Annotated in this window: 11 protein-coding genes; 10 read left to right on the forward strand and 1 reads right to left on the reverse strand. The window is 72.5% G+C overall.

The genetic code is table 11. The features are described from left to right. Positions 1-593 precede the first annotated feature (593 nt). The 7 genes from AB0I49_RS01790 (at position 594) to AB0I49_RS01820 (ending at position 12,918) form a co-directional block, all read left to right on the forward strand. Entirely contained in the window at positions 594-1,805 is a 1,212-nt protein-coding gene (locus tag AB0I49_RS01790; RefSeq protein WP_363224746.1) for an ATP-grasp domain-containing protein, read from the forward strand. Next, complete coding sequence (locus tag AB0I49_RS01795) at positions 1,802-3,148, forward strand: MFS transporter (RefSeq protein WP_363224747.1); 1,347 nt, start codon at positions 1,802-1,804, stop codon at positions 3,146-3,148. Before AB0I49_RS01790 ends, AB0I49_RS01795 begins: the two co-directional genes overlap by 4 nt. Before the next feature lie 599 nt (positions 3,149-3,747). After that, positions 3,748-5,253: an FAD-binding oxidoreductase gene (locus tag AB0I49_RS01800; protein ID WP_363224748.1), complete on the forward strand. Its 1,506-nt coding sequence runs from the start codon at positions 3,748-3,750 to the stop codon at positions 5,251-5,253. Further along, positions 5,250-5,519, forward strand: coding sequence for a phosphopantetheine-binding protein (locus AB0I49_RS01805; RefSeq protein ID WP_363224749.1), 270 nt, complete (start codon positions 5,250-5,252; stop codon positions 5,517-5,519). The genes AB0I49_RS01800 and AB0I49_RS01805 overlap by 4 nt, the downstream gene beginning before the upstream one ends. A gap of 81 nt (positions 5,520-5,600) precedes the next feature. Further along, positions 5,601-9,428: an amino acid adenylation domain-containing protein gene (locus AB0I49_RS01810; protein ID WP_363224750.1), complete on the forward strand. Its 3,828-nt coding sequence runs from the start codon at positions 5,601-5,603 to the stop codon at positions 9,426-9,428. 41 nt (positions 9,429-9,469) lie between these two features. Next, a complete protein-coding gene (locus AB0I49_RS01815) occupies positions 9,470-11,218 on the forward strand; it encodes an amino acid adenylation domain-containing protein (protein ID WP_363224751.1) in 1,749 nt (582 codons plus the stop codon). Between the two features lie 14 nt (positions 11,219-11,232). Beyond that, positions 11,233-12,918: a DUF885 domain-containing protein gene (locus AB0I49_RS01820; RefSeq protein WP_363224753.1), complete on the forward strand. Its 1,686-nt coding sequence runs from the start codon at positions 11,233-11,235 to the stop codon at positions 12,916-12,918. Positions 12,919-13,112: 194 nt separating this feature from the next. Here the strand turns inward: AB0I49_RS01820 and AB0I49_RS01825 are convergent, their stop codons facing one another. Then, entirely contained in the window at positions 13,113-14,033 is a 921-nt protein-coding gene (locus tag AB0I49_RS01825) for an aminoglycoside phosphotransferase family protein (RefSeq protein ID WP_363224755.1), read from the reverse strand. A gap of 303 nt (positions 14,034-14,336) precedes the next feature. Between AB0I49_RS01825 and AB0I49_RS01830 the strand changes: the two genes are divergently transcribed. Genes AB0I49_RS01830 through AB0I49_RS01840 form a run of 3 tightly spaced genes read left to right on the forward strand, consistent with a single transcriptional unit; the run spans position 14,337 to position 17,379 of the window. Continuing rightward, on the forward strand, positions 14,337-15,239 hold the full coding sequence (locus AB0I49_RS01830; RefSeq protein WP_363224756.1) for a sugar ABC transporter permease: 903 nt from the start codon (positions 14,337-14,339) through the stop codon (positions 15,237-15,239). Continuing rightward, a complete protein-coding gene (locus tag AB0I49_RS01835; protein ID WP_363224757.1) occupies positions 15,236-16,084 on the forward strand; it encodes a carbohydrate ABC transporter permease in 849 nt (282 codons plus the stop codon). Before AB0I49_RS01830 ends, AB0I49_RS01835 begins: the two co-directional genes overlap by 4 nt. Then, on the forward strand, positions 16,084-17,379 hold the full coding sequence (locus AB0I49_RS01840; RefSeq protein WP_363224758.1) for a sugar ABC transporter substrate-binding protein: 1,296 nt from the start codon (positions 16,084-16,086) through the stop codon (positions 17,377-17,379). Before AB0I49_RS01835 ends, AB0I49_RS01840 begins: the two co-directional genes overlap by 1 nt. The last annotated feature ends 58 nt before the right edge of the window (positions 17,380-17,437 follow it).

The following is a 17,437-nucleotide window of genomic DNA, read 5'->3' on the forward strand; positions in this document are numbered from 1 at the left end:
GTTCCTTCCCCTCGGCTTCGGTGAGGGGCCAGTCTTAGCCGACGCGTCTGGAGGCGGCACCTTTCCTTGCCGTTTCGGCATGGGGCCCGTGGCGCACCGCCGACGAGCCTGGGGCCGCGTGCGGGACGGACTCGGTTTCCCGGTCCGTGTCCCAGCCGCACGGGCCGGACGCCGAGGAGGTGAACGATCTCCTCCTGGGTAGCGTCGACCGGTTTTCGCGGACCCCGCCCGGCAAGTCACACGGTGGCCTCACGTGGGCCTCTTTCGGGCCCCGTCCCCCGGGGAGATTCACCCTACCCGCCCGACCCGCGCCAGAGTACATTCATAGCCGGGGAGGAGATTCGGCGTGGGGGACCGTGAATTGCCCGGTCGACGGCGGGCACACAGCACACCCGGAATCTCATATTCCGTAGGGCGGCTTTCGCGACGGTGTCACGATTCTCCGGACATCACCCCGGCCCCGTGACCACCCCGGCCATCGCCCCCGCACCGACATCGAATTGTGAGAGAGGTTCCACGTGTTACCTGACCCCAAGCCTGCCGGACCTCCGACCGCAGAACAGGGCCCGGCCGACGGGCGACCGACAATCGCCGTGGTCGGGGGAAAACCCAAGATTGCCCGAAAAGCTCACGAACTCGGGCTGAACGTGGTGTACATCCAGAACCCGGACGAGTACGAGCGAGCCCACTGGCCCTATGTCGACCAGGCGCTGCTCGTCGACTACGCCGATACGGAGCGCATTCTGCCGCTGGTGCGTTCGCTGCACCAGACCTTCCCGTTCCAGGCGGTCATCTCGCTGTGGGAACTCGGACTCCTGCCCGCGGCGAAGATCGACGACGAGCTCGGACTCGGCGGGAATTCCCTGGAGACGGTGGAGATGCTGCTGGACAAGTCGCGCATGCGCCGGCGTCTCAACGCGCTGGGCGTCAGCCCGGTCGCCGCCGAGGTGGGCAGGACCGAGGACGATCTGCGGGCGTTCATCAAGGCCAACGGGGTGCCGGTGATGGTGAAGCCGATCGACGAAGCCGGCAGCATCGGCATCTTCGCGGTGCGCGACGAGTCGGACGTGGCGCCGGTCGTGGAGCGCTTCCACGCCCTGGGCGAGCAGCTCGACGCGAAGGACCTGGCCGGGGACCTCGACCGGTTCCTGATGGAGGAATACCTGGACGGCCCCGAGATCAGCGTCGAGACGCTGAGCTTCGACGGGCGTCACATCCTCGTCGCGACGACCGACAAGGTCAGCACCGGCACCGGCTTCATCGAGACCGGCCACTCCCAGCCGAGCCGTCACCCGGAGCCGCTGCTGCGCGAGGCGGAGAAGCTGGTGGCGGAGTTCCTCGACGCGGTCGGGCTGCGCCACGGCCCCGCGCACACCGAGGTCAAGCTGACCTCGCGGGGCCCGGCGATCATCGAGTCGCACAACCGCGTAGGCGGCGACCGGATCAACGACCTGACCGAGATCGCCTATGGCGTCGACATGGAACGCTACGCGCTCGCCGCCCCCTTCGGCCTGCTCGAACCGCTCCACCGCTCCCCGGCCCCGGTGGCGGGCTCGGCGATCCGCTTCCTCACCCCGCCGCCGGGACGGGTGACGGAGGTGACCGGCGTCGAGGAACTGGCCGACGACCCCGCGCTGTACGACCTGGTCGTCTCGGTCCGGCCCGGGGATGAGATTCCGCCGCTCTCCTGGAACGACAGCCGGGTCGGCCACGTCATCGCCAGGGGGGAAACCGCCGATGAGGCCATCGCCAACTGCGAGCGGCTGCTCGCGGCGGTGCGGATCCATGTGGAGCCGGTGACGTGAGCACCGCGGCCACCGAGCTGCCGGAGGGCGAGGACCCGCCGTTCCGTCACACCCTGCGCGAGCTGCCGCCGCGGGTGTGGATCGTCAGCCTCGGCATCCTCGTCAACCGGTGCGGCAACTTCCTGCCGGTCTTCATCGTCCTGTATCTGACCAGCAATCAGGGCTACTCGCCGGGCCTCGCCGGGCTGGTGCTCGGCGCCGCCGGGGTGGGCAACGTGCTCGGCAACGCCGTCGGCGGATACCTCGCCGACAGGCTCGGCAGGCGCTGGACCATCGCGCTCTCGGGCGGCGCCTCCGCCGTGCTGACGGCCCTCGTCCCGGCGCTGAGCACGCTGTTCCTGAACATCGTCGTGGTCGGCCTCGTCGGGGTCGCGTCGCAGATCTACCGGCCGGCGGCCTCGGCCCTGCTGGTGGACTCCGTGACGACCAACCAGCAGCGGGTGGCTGCCTTCGCGGTCTTCCGGTTCGCCATGAACATCGGCGCCGCCGTCGGCGGCTTCGTCGGCGGCTGGCTGGCGACCAACTCGTACACGGAGCTGTTCCTCGGCAACGCCGCCGCCTGCCTGCTCTTCGGCGTGCTCGGGCTGCTGTTCCTGCGCGACGTGCCGCGCGGCGGATCCGGCGAGGGCGGGGAGGACGGCGCCGGATCCGCCGCGCCGGCGGAGCAGGCGAGCTACCGGCAGGTGCTCGCGGACCGCAGACTGCGCCGGTTCCTGGTCATGACGGTGATCGCCGAGTTCGTCTACATCCAGTCGACGGTCGGCCTGCCGCTGCACGTCACCTCCAGCGGACTGACGGCGTCCGACCTCGGGCTGCTGATCGGTCTCAACGGCGTGCTCGTCCTGGTCTTCGAGCTGCCCATCGCCGGCCTCGTCGTGAAGCGCCGGGCCGCGTACGTCCTGGCGGTGGGCAACCTCTTCACCGGCATCGGCCTCGCGCTGACCGGCTTCGCGACGAGCATGGTCCTGCTGTGCGCCACCGTGGTGCTCTGGTCGCTCGGCGAGATGATGTATTCGTCCGTGGCCAACGCCCACCTGGGCGGGATGTCCCCGCCCAACATGGTCGGCCGCTACCAGGGCCTGTACGGCGCCGCCTTCACGTTCGGCACGGGCGTCGGCCCGCTCGTCGGCGGCGCGATCTACGCCTTCAACGAGTGGGCGCTGTGGGCGACCGTGGGCGTCGCGGGGCTGATCTCGGCGCAGCTCTGCCTGCCGAGCCGGCGCGCCCCGGCCCTGCCGGAGCAGCCCCGGGGCCCGTCGGGCGCCGCGGAGCCCACCGGTTCCGGGGCGGCGGACACGGCCGCCGGCACGGCGGACGAGAAGGCGCGCCCCAGCTCCCCGTAGGGGCCCCTCGCGACGGCGCGGACGGCTGGTGCTCATGACCGAGTACCAGCCGTCCGTGTTCGGTCCGGCGCGTCCGAAAGCCGATGCCGATCTTCTGCCACCAGGGCGGAGCACTCGATCGATTCGCATGATCGAAATTGCGCGACAGGGTCCGCATGATCGCGGATTGCCGGCGTCCATTTATCACCGCGGTCATTACGGACGTCGTACATCCACTTAAAAAACTCTTGATCCGATGCAAATGGTTGCGTATTCAGGAGTCTGATGGGTACTGTGCTCGTGATTGCGAGGCGGTGAATCGCACCCTAGTGCATCCTTCCCCGTACGCACTCAAGCATCGTACGAGATGTGAGATCCGAAGCGGGGGCAAGTAAAGATCATACTCTGGTCAATGAGTGATCGATCATAGGTTTCCACACCTTCTGAATGTGGAATATCGGCGCTTCTCCATCACCTTGGTGTGACCTCAGGGAGAATTGCGCCTCCTTTCCGAAGTCCGGCCCTGTTCCCTGGGAATCATTGTGCGGTGGCGCCTGGACGCGCTACCGCCCTGCGTAAATGCCGGACTGTCACCCGAGTCAATGGGGAGTTTCTCGCGAATGGTATCCGCAAGCGCTGAAAGGCTGCGACAAGCCGATCTCGTAATCGTCGGAAACGGCGTCCTGGGCCTTTTCCTGGCCCAGGAACTGACAGAACGGGGCGCGGGCTCCATCGCCATCATCGGCCCGAGCGCCGGCGAAACGGGGGCCAGCAAAGCCGCCGGGGCGATGCTCGGCTGCTTCGGTGAGACGACCACGGAGTCGTTACGCACCGACGCCTCCCGCGTGCGATTCGAACTCGGCGTCGCCGCGCACGACCGGTGGCCCGCCGTGCTCGACGGCCTGGAGGAGTTCTCGCGGACCGGACGGCCGCTGCTGAGCGCCCCCGACACGCACGTCGTGCTCAACTCGATCGGCTCCGAGCTCGACACCGTCAACTACCAGGCGATCCGCGCGGCGCTCGACGAGTACGACAAGCCGTGGGAGGAGGTGGACCCGCACGACATCCCCGGGTTCAACCCACGCCTCGACACCAGGTCGCTCAGCGCCATGCACCTGCCGACCGAAGGCGCCGTGGACGCCCGGGGCGTCATGCAAGCACTGGAGCGCAAGCTGCGCGCCGCGGGCGTGCACTTCGTGGACGCGACCGTGAGCAAGCTGGTGAGCAGCGACGACGTCGTCACCGGGGTCGAGCTGGAGGACGGCCACGTCATCGAGGGCGGCAACGTCGTCGTGGCCGCCGGCGTCCAGAGCGAGGCTCTGGTGCGGACCGTGTCCGAGGACATCGACCTGGTCCCCACGTTCCCCGGACTCGGCTTCGCGATGATCGCGCGGCGCTCCGGCGGCGACCCGTTCCGCAGCGTCGTCCGGACCCCGAACCGCGGATTCGCCTGCGGGCTGCATGTCGTGCCGCAGGGCGGCGGGCTGGAGTACTACGGCGCCACCAACCGTCTCGTGGACACCGTCTCCGGCGTCACCTGGATGGCGGACGTCCGGTTCCTCGCCCAGTACTCGATGCAGCAGCTCGACGAGCGGGCCGCGAGCCACGAGGTCCTGCAGTGGCTCTCCGGGAACCGCCCGGTGACCCTCGACGGCTTCCCGCTGATCGGCTGGCTGCCGCCCGCCGGGCTTTACCTCATGACCGGCACCTACCGCGACGGCTTCCACTGCGCGCCGCTGCTGGCCGAGCACGTGGCGAACGAACTGCAGGGCAAGCCGGGCATCATCGACCCCATGTTCTCGCCGACGCGGGAGCCCATCGCCACCCGGACCGTCGAGTGGTCGATCAACGAGTACGTCGAGCACAACCTCGCCGCGTGGTTCGAGACGGGCGCGGAGGCCGCCCCGCAGATGACGACCCCGCAGATCACGGAGTACTACCGCACCAGGTGCGTCCAGCTGTACGACCACCTCAACATCGACTACGCGCTCGGCCCGGACATCCTCTGGTACGCCCAGGGCAGCCTGCGCGGCGCCCGCAAGGTCTCGCGCTATCTGCGCAAGCACCGGGGAAACGGCGCACCGCAACCGCAGTCGGTTCAGGTCGGAAGCGGTGACGTGCGATGACCGACTCGTCCACCCCGGGCATCGTCAGGAAGCTGATCGACCAGCAGCTCAACTTCGCGGCCCACGACGTCGAGCTGAAGGACGACGACAACCTGTGGGACCTGGGCATGACGTCGCTGACGTGCCTGGGGCTCATGCTGAGCATCGAGGAGTCCTTCGGCATCGAGCTGCCGGAGGAGGTCCTCAAGGAATCGACGTTCCGCACGGTCGAGTCCATCACCGCGGCCGTCGACGCGGCGCTGGAGGGCGTACCGGCCGTGAGCTGACGGCCGAGCCCCGGAGCCCCGCCCCGCCTTCCCCGTCCGAAGGGATGCGCCTTCCCCGCCCGAAGGGACGCACAGCTCGTCATGCCGAAAACCGAGCCACGCCCGACGAACCCCTTTCCCCTGGTCCGCGGTTCCACCGCAGAGGCCCCGCTGTCTGCGGGGCAGGAACGCCTGTGGTGGCTGCACCAGTCGAACGCCTCCCACGAGTACCACATCACCGGAGGCTGGCGGTTCCCGGACGGGGTGGACGGCACGGCGCTGTCCGCCGCGGTGGCGGGGCTGGTGCGCAGGCACGCGATCCTGCGCACCAGGTTCGTCCTGCGCCCGGACGGCACGACGGCGCAGGACGTGGCCGACGAGCTCGACGTCCCTCTCACCTGGGCCGGGAAGGACTGGCGGGCCGCGGTGGACCGGGCGGTTCGCGAACCGTTCGACCTCGCGCGCCCGCCACTGCTCCGGGTCGTCGTGGCGGAACCGGACGGCGGACCCGCCGTCTGGACCGCGATGCACCACATCGTCACGGACCGCTGGTCCATGGACGTCTTCGCCAGGGACCTCTTCGCGCTGTACGAGGCCGCGCTGGCGGGCCGGGAGCCGCGGCTCCCGGCCCTCGCCGTCCAGTACGGCGACTACGCGCGCTGGCAGCGCCGCTTCCTGGAGAGCGGCGGCCTCCGGCCCCGGCTGGAGCACAGCACGGAGGCGTTGCGGGGGAGCGAACGGCTGGAACTCCCGCTGGACCGCCCCCGGTCGGCGGCGCACGACGCGGCCGCCGGCACCGTCGTCGTGGAACTGCCGGAGGAGGCCACCTCGGCGCTGACCGCGATGGCCTGGCGGGCCCGCGCGACCCCGGCGGTCGTGATGACGGCGGCGCTGGTCACGGCGCTGGGCGCGGTCAGCGGCCAGGACGACGTCGTCATCGGCGCGGTCATCTCCGACCGTCCGCACCCCGACCTGCGGGAGCTGGTCGGCTTCTTCGTCAACACCGTGGCGCTGCGGGTCGACCTGTCCGGGCGGGCAACGACCTTCCGCGACGTCGTGACCCGCACACGGGACGCCTGGATGGCGGCCGAAGCCAACCAGGACGTGCCCTTCGAACAGCTCGGCGCCGGCCACGACGCCGGGCGCAACCCCGTCTTCGACGTCGTGATGAACCACGCGGGCGACCGGGTGAGCCTCGCCGAGGCGGCGGACGCGCCGACGTGGTGGCACCCCGAACTGCCCGTGACCGCGCGCTTCGACCTGTCCCTCACCACCCAGATCGTCGACGGCCGGCTGCGCGCCGCGTTCGTGTACCGCTCGGCCCTGTTCGACGAGGAGCCGATCGCCGCACTCGCGGCGGGCTACATCCGGCTGCTCGAACAGGGCGTCGCGAACCCCCGTACGGCGCTGCACGACATGACCCTGGTGGATGAGGCCGAGCGCAAGCTGCTGCACGGCGGCAACGACACGACACCGGCCCCGGACGCCACCATCGTCGAGCGCGTACAGGCACAGGCGGCGAGCCGCCCGTCGGCCCCCGCCGTGGCCGGCGCGGCAGGCGTCCTCTCGTACGGGGAGCTCAACGCGCGCGCGAACCGGCTGGCCCGGCACCTGCGCACGCTCGGCGCGGGGCCCGAACGGGTCGTCGCCGTCTGCCTGGACACGACCGTCGAGCGGCTCGTGGTGCTGCTCGCCGTCGCCAAGACCGGCGCCGCCTACCTCCCGCTCGACCCCGATCACCCGGCCGACCGGCTGCGCCATCTGCTGGCGGACGCCGACGCGGTCCTCGCCGTCGTCAGCCCCGCGCTGCGCGACCGGCTCCCGCGGGGAGCCGCCCCGACGCTGGTGTGCGGCGGCCCCGGCGAGCCCGACCTGAGCGGCTACGACTCCGGGAACCCGCCGCCCGCCGCAAAGCCCGACAACCTCGCCTATCTCATCTCGACGTCGGGATCGACCGGGACGCCCAAGTCGGTGGCGATCACACACCGGGCGCTGAGCAGGCTGACGGCGGGCGCGGCCGGCTATCTCGACATCGGACCCGGCGCCGCCTTCCTGCAGTGCGGGCCACTCACATTCGACGTCGCCGTCCTGGAGTGGACCCCGCTGGCACACGGCGGCTGCGTGGTGGTCACCGACACCGGAACCCTGCTCGACGACCTGGACCGGGTGGTGCGCGAACACGGCGTGACCACCCTCAAGCTGGTCTCCCCGCAGCTCGACCTGCTGGTGGAGCGCGGCATCGGCACGTTCGCCGGGCTGCGCCAGCTGATCGTCGGCGGCGATGTGGTCAACCCGAAGAGCTTCGCCGCGGCCCGCGAGCAACTGCCGGGCTGCCGTATCACCGCGTCCTACGGACCGACCGAATGCACCGTGCTGGCCACCGTGTTCCACGCCGGCGCGTGGGCGGGCCGGGTGCCCCTCGGGCACGCCATTCCGCACACGCGCGTCTACGTACTGGACCGGAACCTGCGGCCCGCGGCCGTCGGCATGCGGGGCGAGATCCACCTCGCGGGCGACGGGCTGGCCCGCGGCTACCACGGGCGCCCCGGTGCGACGGCCGCGGCGTTCGTCCCCGACCCGTTCGGACCGCCCGGCTCCCGGATGTACCGCACCGGCGACATCGGGCGGTATCTGCCGGGCGGCGCCGTCGACTTCCTCGGGCGCGGCGACACCCAGGTGAAGGTCCGCGGCTTCCGCATCGAGACGAGCGAGATCGAGCACGTCCTGCTGCGCGAGCCCCACATCACCTCGTGCGTCGTCCTGCGGACCGAGCTTGACACCGGCCCGGCCCTCGTCGCGTACGTGGTGGCGACCGAGCCGGTGGACGCGGCCGCGCTGCGCGGCAGGCTCGGCGCCACGCTGCCCGCCTATATGCTCCCCGACCACGTCGTCGAGGTGCCGCGCATCCCGTTCACGGCCCACAACAAGGTGGACCGCGCCGCGCTGCCGCCGGTCCTCGCGGCCGAGCCGGAGGCCGCGCCGGCGACCGGGCTGGAGGCGCGGGTGGCCGAGGCGTGGTCCGAGGTGCTCGGCCGGACGGTGCCCGCCACAGCGGACTTCTTCGCACAGGGCGGCCACTCCCTGCTCGTGCCGCGCGCGACCGCGGCCGTCCGGCGGCTGCTCGGCCGCGAGGTCCCGCTGCGGCTGATGATGGCGCACCGCACACCCGCCGACTACGCCGCCGCGGTCCTCCGGGAGAGCGCCCCGGACCCCGGCGCCGCCTCCCGCGGCGACCGCCTCGCTCAACTGCGGTGGCACGGGCGGAGGTTCACCGGTGAGCGCAGGCTCGACCTGTTCCTTCCCGCCGGGGAGCCCGAGACCGTCGAGCGGACGCTGATCGTGCTCGACGGCTCCGAGTTCGTCGACATCATGCGGCTGCCGGCGATCCTGGAGCGGCTGGCCCTCCAGGGCCGGATCCCGGCGACGGCCGCGCTGTTCGTGAGCCCCGCCGAGTGGTCGGCCCGCAACCGGGAACTGCTCGACGAGGCGTTCGTCGACCTGCTCGCCGACGAGTTGGCGCCGTACCTGCGGCAGCGGCTCGGCGGGCGGTGGCGGGGCGGACGGGCCACCGCGGTCGGCGCGAGCCTGGGCGCGGTCACGGCGGTGCGCGCCGCGCTGCGCCGCCCGGAGAGCTTCGACGGAGCCGTGGGCCTGTCGGGCCCGCTGACCGACCACCGTCTCGCCCCCGCGACCGCCGCCGCATTCTCGCCCGCCCGCTTCTTCCTCTCCGCGAGCCACGAGGAGGCCGAGGCGATCCTCGACAACGGCATCGACCAACTGGACGCCACCCGGCGCACGGGAGCGGAACTGGCGTCCCGCGGCCACACCGTGGAGTGCGCGTACGGAGACGGCGGCCACACCTACGCCGCGTGGGAGGCGATGCTCCCGCGGGCGCTCTCCTGGGCCCTGGGCGCGGGCGCGGAGAGCTGAACAGCGGACCGGACCCTGAGCGTGAGAGGACGGCGTACGACATGTTCGACGACGAGCGGCGCGAGTTCAGCGTCGTGGTGAACCGCGAGGAACAGCACGCGATCTGGCCCGCCGACCGTGAGCTTCCGGCGGGCTGGCGCGCCGAGGGCTTCACCGGCCGCAAGGAGGCGTGCCTCGACCGTATCGACCGCGTATGGACCGATATGCGGCCGCGCGGCCTGCGCGGCAGCCCCGACGACGGGGGACGGCCGACCATCGTCGACCTCTTCGCGCGGCAGGTGCGCGCCCGGCCGCATGCCCCGGCCGTCCGCACACGGCACCGCGTATGGACGTACGCGGAGTTCGATCGCGCGACGGCCGCGCTGGCGCGCCGTCTGCGACGCGGCGGCGCGGGCTCCGGGACCGTCGTGGGCCTGCTGGCCCCCCGGAGCGCCGCGGCGCTGACCGGTCTCGTCGCTGTGCTGCGCTCCGGCGCCGCGTGCCTGCCGCTCGCTCCCGGCGACCCGCCCCGGCGCAACCAGGAGGTGCTCGCCGACGCCGGATGCACACAGCTCCTCACCACGGCGCCCGCCGAGTGGTGCCCCGAGGCACTGCTCATCGACGAGCCGGGCCTTGAGGAGTCCGGTCCCGACGAGCCGGGCCTTGCGGAGCCAGGTCCAGGCGGGCCGGGCCAGGCCGGTGACGGCGCCGCCGCGCTGCCCGGACCGCACCCGCTCGACCTGGCGTACGCGATCACGACGTCGGGCTCGACGGGCCGGCCCAAGATCGTCGGTGTGCCGCACGAGGGGATCGCCAACCTGATCGTCGCCTCCATCGAGGACCTCGACCTGATCAGGGCGGACGACGTCATGCTGTGGACGACCGCGCCCACGGTCGACAGCTCGATGCACGACATCCTGATGCCGCTGTGCGCGGGCGCCTGTGTGGCGATCGCCGACGGCGATGACATGCCCGCGAGCCGGATGCTCGCCTCGGTGCGCAACCTCGGCGTGACGGCGCTGGAGATCCCGGCCGCCGTCCTCGGGCCCTACGGCCGGTCGCTCCTGCCGAGGCTGGCGCGGGCGGGCGTGCGGCTCGTCATCACCGGCGGCTCCCAGCTCGACGGGCAGGGGCTCGGGGACGCCGCCCCCCTGGTGGTGGCCAACGGCTACGGCCCGACCGAGGCATCGGTCGCCGCCACCTGGTACCGGTGCGTCGGCGAGACGCCCAGCTGGGTGCCGATCGGCACGCCGGTCCGCGGCGTGCGGACGTACGCGCTCGACGAGGAGCTGCGGCCCGTACCGGTCGGCGCCGAGGGCCATATGTTCCTCGCGGGCGCCGGCCTGGCCCGGGGCTACCTGGGGCTGCCGGGCCGTACGGCGGCGGTCTTCCTGCCGGACCCGTTCGCGGAGCAGCCCGGCGCGCGGATGTACGCCACCGGGGACCGCGTGCGCCTGCAACCTGACGGCAACTACGTCTACCTCGGCCGGTTCGACGACCAGGTCAAGATCAGAGGGTTCCGCGTCGAGATCGGCGAGGTCGAGCACGCCCTGCGGGAGTGCCCCGGCGTCGTGGACGCCGCCGCGCTGCTCCGCGACGACGCCATGGGCGGCCCGGCGCTCGTCGCCGTCCTCACCGGCGAACGCTCGCCGGACGAGGAGATCACCGGCCGGCTCGGCGACCTGCTCCCGAGCCATATGCTGCCGCGCTTCTTCGTATGGCTGGACGAACTGCCCCTCAACCGGGCGGGCAAGGTCGACCGCAAGGCGCTGGCCGTACTCCCGCTCATGGCCCCGGCCCCCCGCTCGTGAAGGAGACGTCAACGGTGTCCGCCACCTCAGGCGAAGCGACCGGCGTGCACGCCCTGTGCGACGCGTACGTCGACGGTTACGCCCGGCTCAACCCCCTGGCGGCGACCGAGTTCGGCATAGGCGGCCACGACGACCGGCTGCCCGACCTGTCCCCCGAGGGGCATCGGGCGCGCGCCGAGCTCGCCCGCCGCGCACTGGCCGGGATGACCGCCGCGGAGCCGGCCGACGAGGGCGAGCGCATCGCCAAGGCCGTCTTCCGCGAGCGGATCGGCATCGAGGTCGAGATGCACGAGGCCGGTCTGCCGGCGGCGTCGCTGAACATGATCGCCAGCCCGGCGCAGGACATCCGGTGGGTCTTCGACCTGATGCCCACCGCAACCGCCGACGACTGGGCGGTGATCGCCAAGCGGCTGGCCCGGGTGCCGGAGGCGCTCGCCGGATACCGGGCCTCGCTGCTGCACTCGGCGGACAGCGGCCTCCTCCCGGCCGCCCGCCAGGTGCGGCGGGCCCGCGAGCAGTGCGCGACCTGGTCCGGCGCCGGATCGTTCTTCGCCACGCTCGCCGCTTCGGCCCGCTCGGCGCCGGGCGTCGACGGCGCGCTGCGGGCCGACCTCGACGCCGGCGCGCGGGCAGCCGCGACCGGCTACGCCGAGCTGGGCGCCTTCCTCCAGGACACCCTCGCGCCGAGGGCCACGCGGCGGGACGCGGTCGGCGAGGAGCTCTACGGGCTGTGGTCGCGCAAGTTCACCGGCGCCGAACTGGACCCGCGCGAGACCTACGCGTGGGGGTGGGCCGAATTCGCCCGGATCGAGGCGGAGCTGGCCGAGGTCGCCGACCGGATCGCGCCGGGCGCCGGTCCTGCCGGGGCCGCCGAGGCGCTCGACGCCGACGCCCGGTACGTCGTCGGCAGCCAGGCCGAGTTCCGGGCGTGGACGCAGGAGCTGTCCGACCGCGCGCTGGCCGACCTGCGCGGCAGGCACTTCGACATCCCGGACGAGCTGATGACGCTCGACTGCAGGATCGCCCCGCCGGGCGGCGGGCTGGGCGCCTACTACTCCAACCCCGCCGACGACTTCAGCCGGCCGGGCACGATGTGGTGGTCCCTGCCCGCCGACAAGGCCGAGATCCCGACGTGGCGCGAGGCCAGCACCGTCTACCACGAGGGCGTGCCGGGCCACCATTTGCAGATCGGCACGGCGGTGGCGACGCCGACGCTCAACCGCTTCCAGCGGCTGCTGTGCTTCATCGACGGACACGGCGAGGGCTGGGCGCTCTACGCCGAGCGCCTGATGCGGGAGTTCGGCTGCCTCGACGACGGGTACCTGCTCGGCATGCTCAACAAGAGCGTCTTCCGTGCTGCCCGGGTGGTCGTCGACATCGGCATGCACCTGGAGCTGGAGATCCCGGCCGGCACCGGATTCCACGAGGGGCGGCGCTGGAACCCGGAGCTGGGCCAGGAGTTCCTCCGCACCAGGGTGCGCCTCGACAGCGCCCGCGCGGTCGACGAGATCGACCGCTACCTCGGCTGGCCGGGCCAGGCCCCCTCGTACAAGCTCGGGGAGCGGCTGTGGCTGTCCATCCGCGACGATCTCAGGGCCAGGCGCGGCAGCGCGTTCGACCTCAAGGAGTTCCATATGCACGCGCTGCGCAGCGGCCCCGCCGGTCTGGACACCATGCGGGAACTCCTCGTCGGACGGTGAGGGCCCGGCCGGGGGAGCTGATCGTGCGTGGCGGGCGTCGAGCTCAGCCCGCCCAGTCGATGACGTTCGACTTGACGCCTTCCGCGACCACCCAATAGCGGCCGGCGGAGCCCATCGGGAAGGCACCGAACTCGCGCGTGCCGTCGGCGTCGATGGTGTGCGTTCGCGTACGAAGGGAAACCCGCCCGGTTCCGTCAGAAGGGGCGCCAGCGCACCGTGGGGTCCCCGTCGCGCAGTGAGGCGACGCGGCGCCGGAACTCGGCGAGGGCGGCCGGGTTGCCGGGGGCGTGCTGGGAGACCCAGGCGCAGCTGGCGGTCTCGCGCGCGCCGCGCAGCACGGCGCAGCCGTCCCACTCGCGCACGTCCCAGCCGTAGGCCGCGACGAAGTCGTCGTAGGCGGCCGGGTCGAGCCCGTAGCGGTCGCGGCTGAGCGCCATCACCACCAGGTCGTGTTCGCGCAGATCCCCGGAGAACGTCTCCAGGTCCACCAGGACCGGGCCGTCGGGGCCGACGTGCACATTGCGCGGCAGGGCGTCGCCGTGGATGGGGCCCGGCGGCAGGTGCGGCGTCAGGGCGGCGGCCGCGGTGGCGAAGCCGTCGCGGCGCTCGCGCAGATACGCCGCGTCGGCCGGGTCGATCGCGTCGCCGGCCAGCCGCAGCCAGCGCTCGACGCCGCCGAGCAGCTCGCGCCGCGGCAGCTCGCCGCCGTCGTCCGGGCCGGGCGACGGCAGCGCGTGGACCAGCCGCAGCAGGCCGGCGAGATCGGCGGGGCCGGCCGGGCGTACGGATTCGGGGAGCCGGTGCCAGACGGTGACCGGGCGGCCCTCGGCCGTACGGACCTCGGGCTCGGCCGCCCGTACGGCCGGGATGCCGCGTTCGGCGAGCCAGTGGGCCACCCGCAGCTCGCGCGCGGCGCGCGGCAGCAGTTCGGCGTCGCGCCCCACCTTGGCCACCAGGTCCTGCCCGCTGAAGACCGCGTTCTCGCCCAGCGCGACCAGTGCCGCGTCGGCGGCGAGGCCGGGCAGCCCCGCCGTCGCGAGCAGCTCGCGCGCCCGCTGTTCCGTAAATGCCGCGTCCGCCACGCCGTACCCTTCGCAGGTCGTTGAGTCGATCACGTCAATTGTCCTCTGCCCGGCGGTCCGCCCCCGCGCCGGGGGCGTGCCGCCCCGCGCGTACGGGCCCCACCAGCCCCGGTCGGCCGCCGCGCCACGTTGCCCCCGCACAACCCTTGACTGCCGCACCCGCCCTCAGCACGATGACGTGGGCCTCGGACCGGGCGCCCCCACGAGCCGCCGCAGAGCCGATCCGTTCGGATCCGACGGGGTCCCCATCTGATGGGGTCCGATCGGGTCACGTCCGACCCAGTTCAGTCCTATTTGATTAGATTTGATCCGATCCGAATCCAAGGAGCCTCTGACGTGACCCTCGCGACCGCGCCCAGGCGGTCGGTCGGCGAGCCCGCGGGCGGGCCGCGCGCCGCCGGGGGCTGGCTCCTGGTGCTGCCCGCGCTCATCCCGATCCTCGTGCTGAGCGTCGGCCCCCTCCTCTACGGCATCGCGCTCGCCTTCACCGACTCCCAGTCGGGCCGTACCGCGCCCACCCGCTGGATCGGCCTCCTCAACTTCGGCGACCTGCTGCACGACTCCCTCTTCTGGGAGTCGTTCCGGGTCGGCCTGGTGTGGGCGGTCGGCGTCACCGTCCCGCAGTTCGCGCTGGCGCTCGGCCTCGCGCTGCTCCTCGGCCAGAACCTGCGGCTGCGCTGGCTCGCCCGCGCCCTGGCGATCGTGCCGTGGGCGATGCCGGAGGTCGTCGTCGGCATCATGTGGCGGCTCGTCTACCACCCGGACGCGGGCATCCTCAACGAGACGCTGGGCACCGGCGTCGACTGGCTGGGCGGGCTGTCCACCGCGCTGCCCGCCGTCGTCCTCGTCGGCGTCTGGGCGGGCATGCCGCAGACGACGGTGGCGCTCCTCGCCGGGCTCCAGAACGTGCCCGGCGAGCTGCACGAGGCCGCCGCCATGGACGGCGCCGGGGCCTGGCGGCGGTTCGCCGCCGTGACCTGGCCGGCCATCAGACCCGTCGCGCTCGCCATCAGCGCGCTCAATTTCATCTGGAACTTCAACTCCTTCGCCCTCGTCTACGTCCTGACCAACGGCGGCCCCGGCGGCCACACCCGGCTCCCCATGCTCTTCGCCTACGAAGAGGCGTTCCGCTACGGCCAGTTCGGCTACGCGGCCGCGATGGGCTGCGTCATGGTCGCCGTCGTCGCCGTGCTCCTCGCCGGCTATCTGGCGGGCCGGCTCAACGGGGGCGAGGAATGAGCCGGGGGCGCCCCGCGCGGCGCGCCGCGACCCGCGCCGGCCAGTACCTCGCCCTCCTCTGCTACCTCGTCTTCCTCGCCTTCCCCCTCGCCTGGCTGCTCTCCACCGCCTTCAAGCCCGCCCGCGAACTGGCCTCCCTCCACCCCTCCTGGATCCCCGGCCACCCCACCCTCGACAACTTCCGGCAGGCGTTCGACGAGCAGCCCCTGCTGCGCGCCGCCCTCAACAGCCTGACCGCCGCCGCCTCGGCGGCCCTGATCGCGACGGTCGTCGCCACCCCCATGGCCTACGTCCTGGCCCGCCGCCGCTCCCGGCTCACGCGCGCGGCGACCGGCTGGGTGGTCGTCAGCCAGGCGTTCCCCGTCGTCCTCGTGATCATCCCGCTCTTCCTGATCCTCAAGAACCTGCGCCTGGTCGACACCGTGCCGGGGCTGGTCATGGTGTACGTCGTCTGGGCCCTGCCGTTCGCGCTGTGGATGCTCACCGGGTACGTACGGGCCGTGCCGCGCGAGCTGGAGGAGGCGGCGGCCGTGGACGGGGCGGGGCGGCTGCGCACCCTGGTCTCCGTCACCGCGCCGCTGCTCGCTCCGGGCATCGTCGCCACCGTCCTCTTCGCGTTCATCACCTCCTGGAACGAGTTCTTCTTCGCGCTGGTCCTGCTGAAGTCCCCGGAGCGGCAGACGATGCCCGTCGTGCTGACCCACTTCATCGGCGCGGAGGGCGTGGCCGACCTCGGCCCGCTGGCCGCCGCCGCGCTGCTCGCCACCCTCCCCTCGCTCGTCCTCTTCGCGTTCGTACAGCGGCGGATCACCGGCGGGATGCTGGCCGGGGCGGTGAAGAACTGATGCGCGCGCGCCCGCTCACGAACCTCGCCGCCCTCATCGCCGTGCTCGCCCTCCTCCTGGCCGGCTGCGCCTCCGGGGCGGACCGCGACGACGGCCGGATCACCCTGCGCTACCAGTCGCTCGCCTGGCAGGACGAGTCGGTGGAGATCAACAAGCGGCTGGTGCGGGAGTGGAACGCGGCGCACCCCGAGGTCCGGGTCGAGTACGTGCAGGGGAGCTGGGAGAGCGTCCACGACCAGCTGCTCACCTCCTTCGAGGGCGGCGAGGCGCCGGACATCATCCACGACGCCTCCGACGACCTCGCCGACTTCGCCTACGGCGGCTACCTCGCCGACCTCACCCGCCTCTTGCCCGAGCGCCTGAAGTCCGATATCCCGCGCCGGAGTTGGCAGACGGCGACCTTCGGGAAGGGCCTGTACGGCGTGCCGTTCCTCCAGGAGCCGCGCGTCATCATGGCCAATCGCACGCTGCTCAGGAAGGCGGGCGTACGCGTCCCCGACGCCGAACACCCGTGGAGTTGGCCGGAGTTCGAGGAGGCGGCCAGGCGGATGACGCGCGGCGGCACGTACGGCGTCGCCTGGCCGCTGAAGGACCCGGTCTCGGCGACGCTCAACCTGTCGCAGTCCACCGGCGGCCAGGTCTTCCACCGGGGCGCCGACGGCAAGGTCGCGGTCCGCTTCGACGCCGCCGACCAGCGGGTGCCGCGCGTCATCCGCGACCAGGTCGTACGGGACCGCTCGGCCGCCCGTGCGACGCTGTCCATGGGCGGCGCCGACACCCTGCCGGGGTTCTTCGGCGGCAAGTACGCGATGGTGCCGCTCGGCTTCTCCTACCGCCAGCAGATCGTCCAGCAGGCGCCCGAGGGGTTCGACTGGACCGTACTGCCCGCGCCCGCCGGGCCCGGCGGCGAGCGGAGCCAGGGCGTGAGCCCGCAGACCCTGTCCGTGGCGCAGGACAGCCCGCACAAGGCGGAGGCGGCGCGGTTCATCGACTTCCTGCTGCGCCCCGCGAACATGGTGCGGCTCGCGAAGGGCGACTGGATGCTGCCCACGGGCACGGCTGCGCTCGCCGCCCCCGAGCTGCGCGGCGCGCGGCACGGCTGGGCCACGGGTGCCGCGCTCGCCGCCGACCTGCGCCCGGCCCCGGCCCGCTCGGTGCGCGGCTACCCGGAGTGGAAGGACAAGATCGCCACGCCCGCCTTCCAGGAGTACTACAGCGGCGCGATCGGGGTGGGGGAGCTGCGCCGGCGGCTGGTGACGGACGGGAACCTGGTGCTGAAGCGGTATCAGAGGTGAGGGAGGCGCGGGCGTACGGGCGTACGTACGCCCCGTATCCCGCCCGTCGCGCCCGTCG

This window comes from Streptomyces sp. NPDC050617, from assembly GCF_040654795.1.
Lineage (GTDB): Bacteria > Actinomycetota > Actinomycetes > Streptomycetales > Streptomycetaceae > Streptomyces.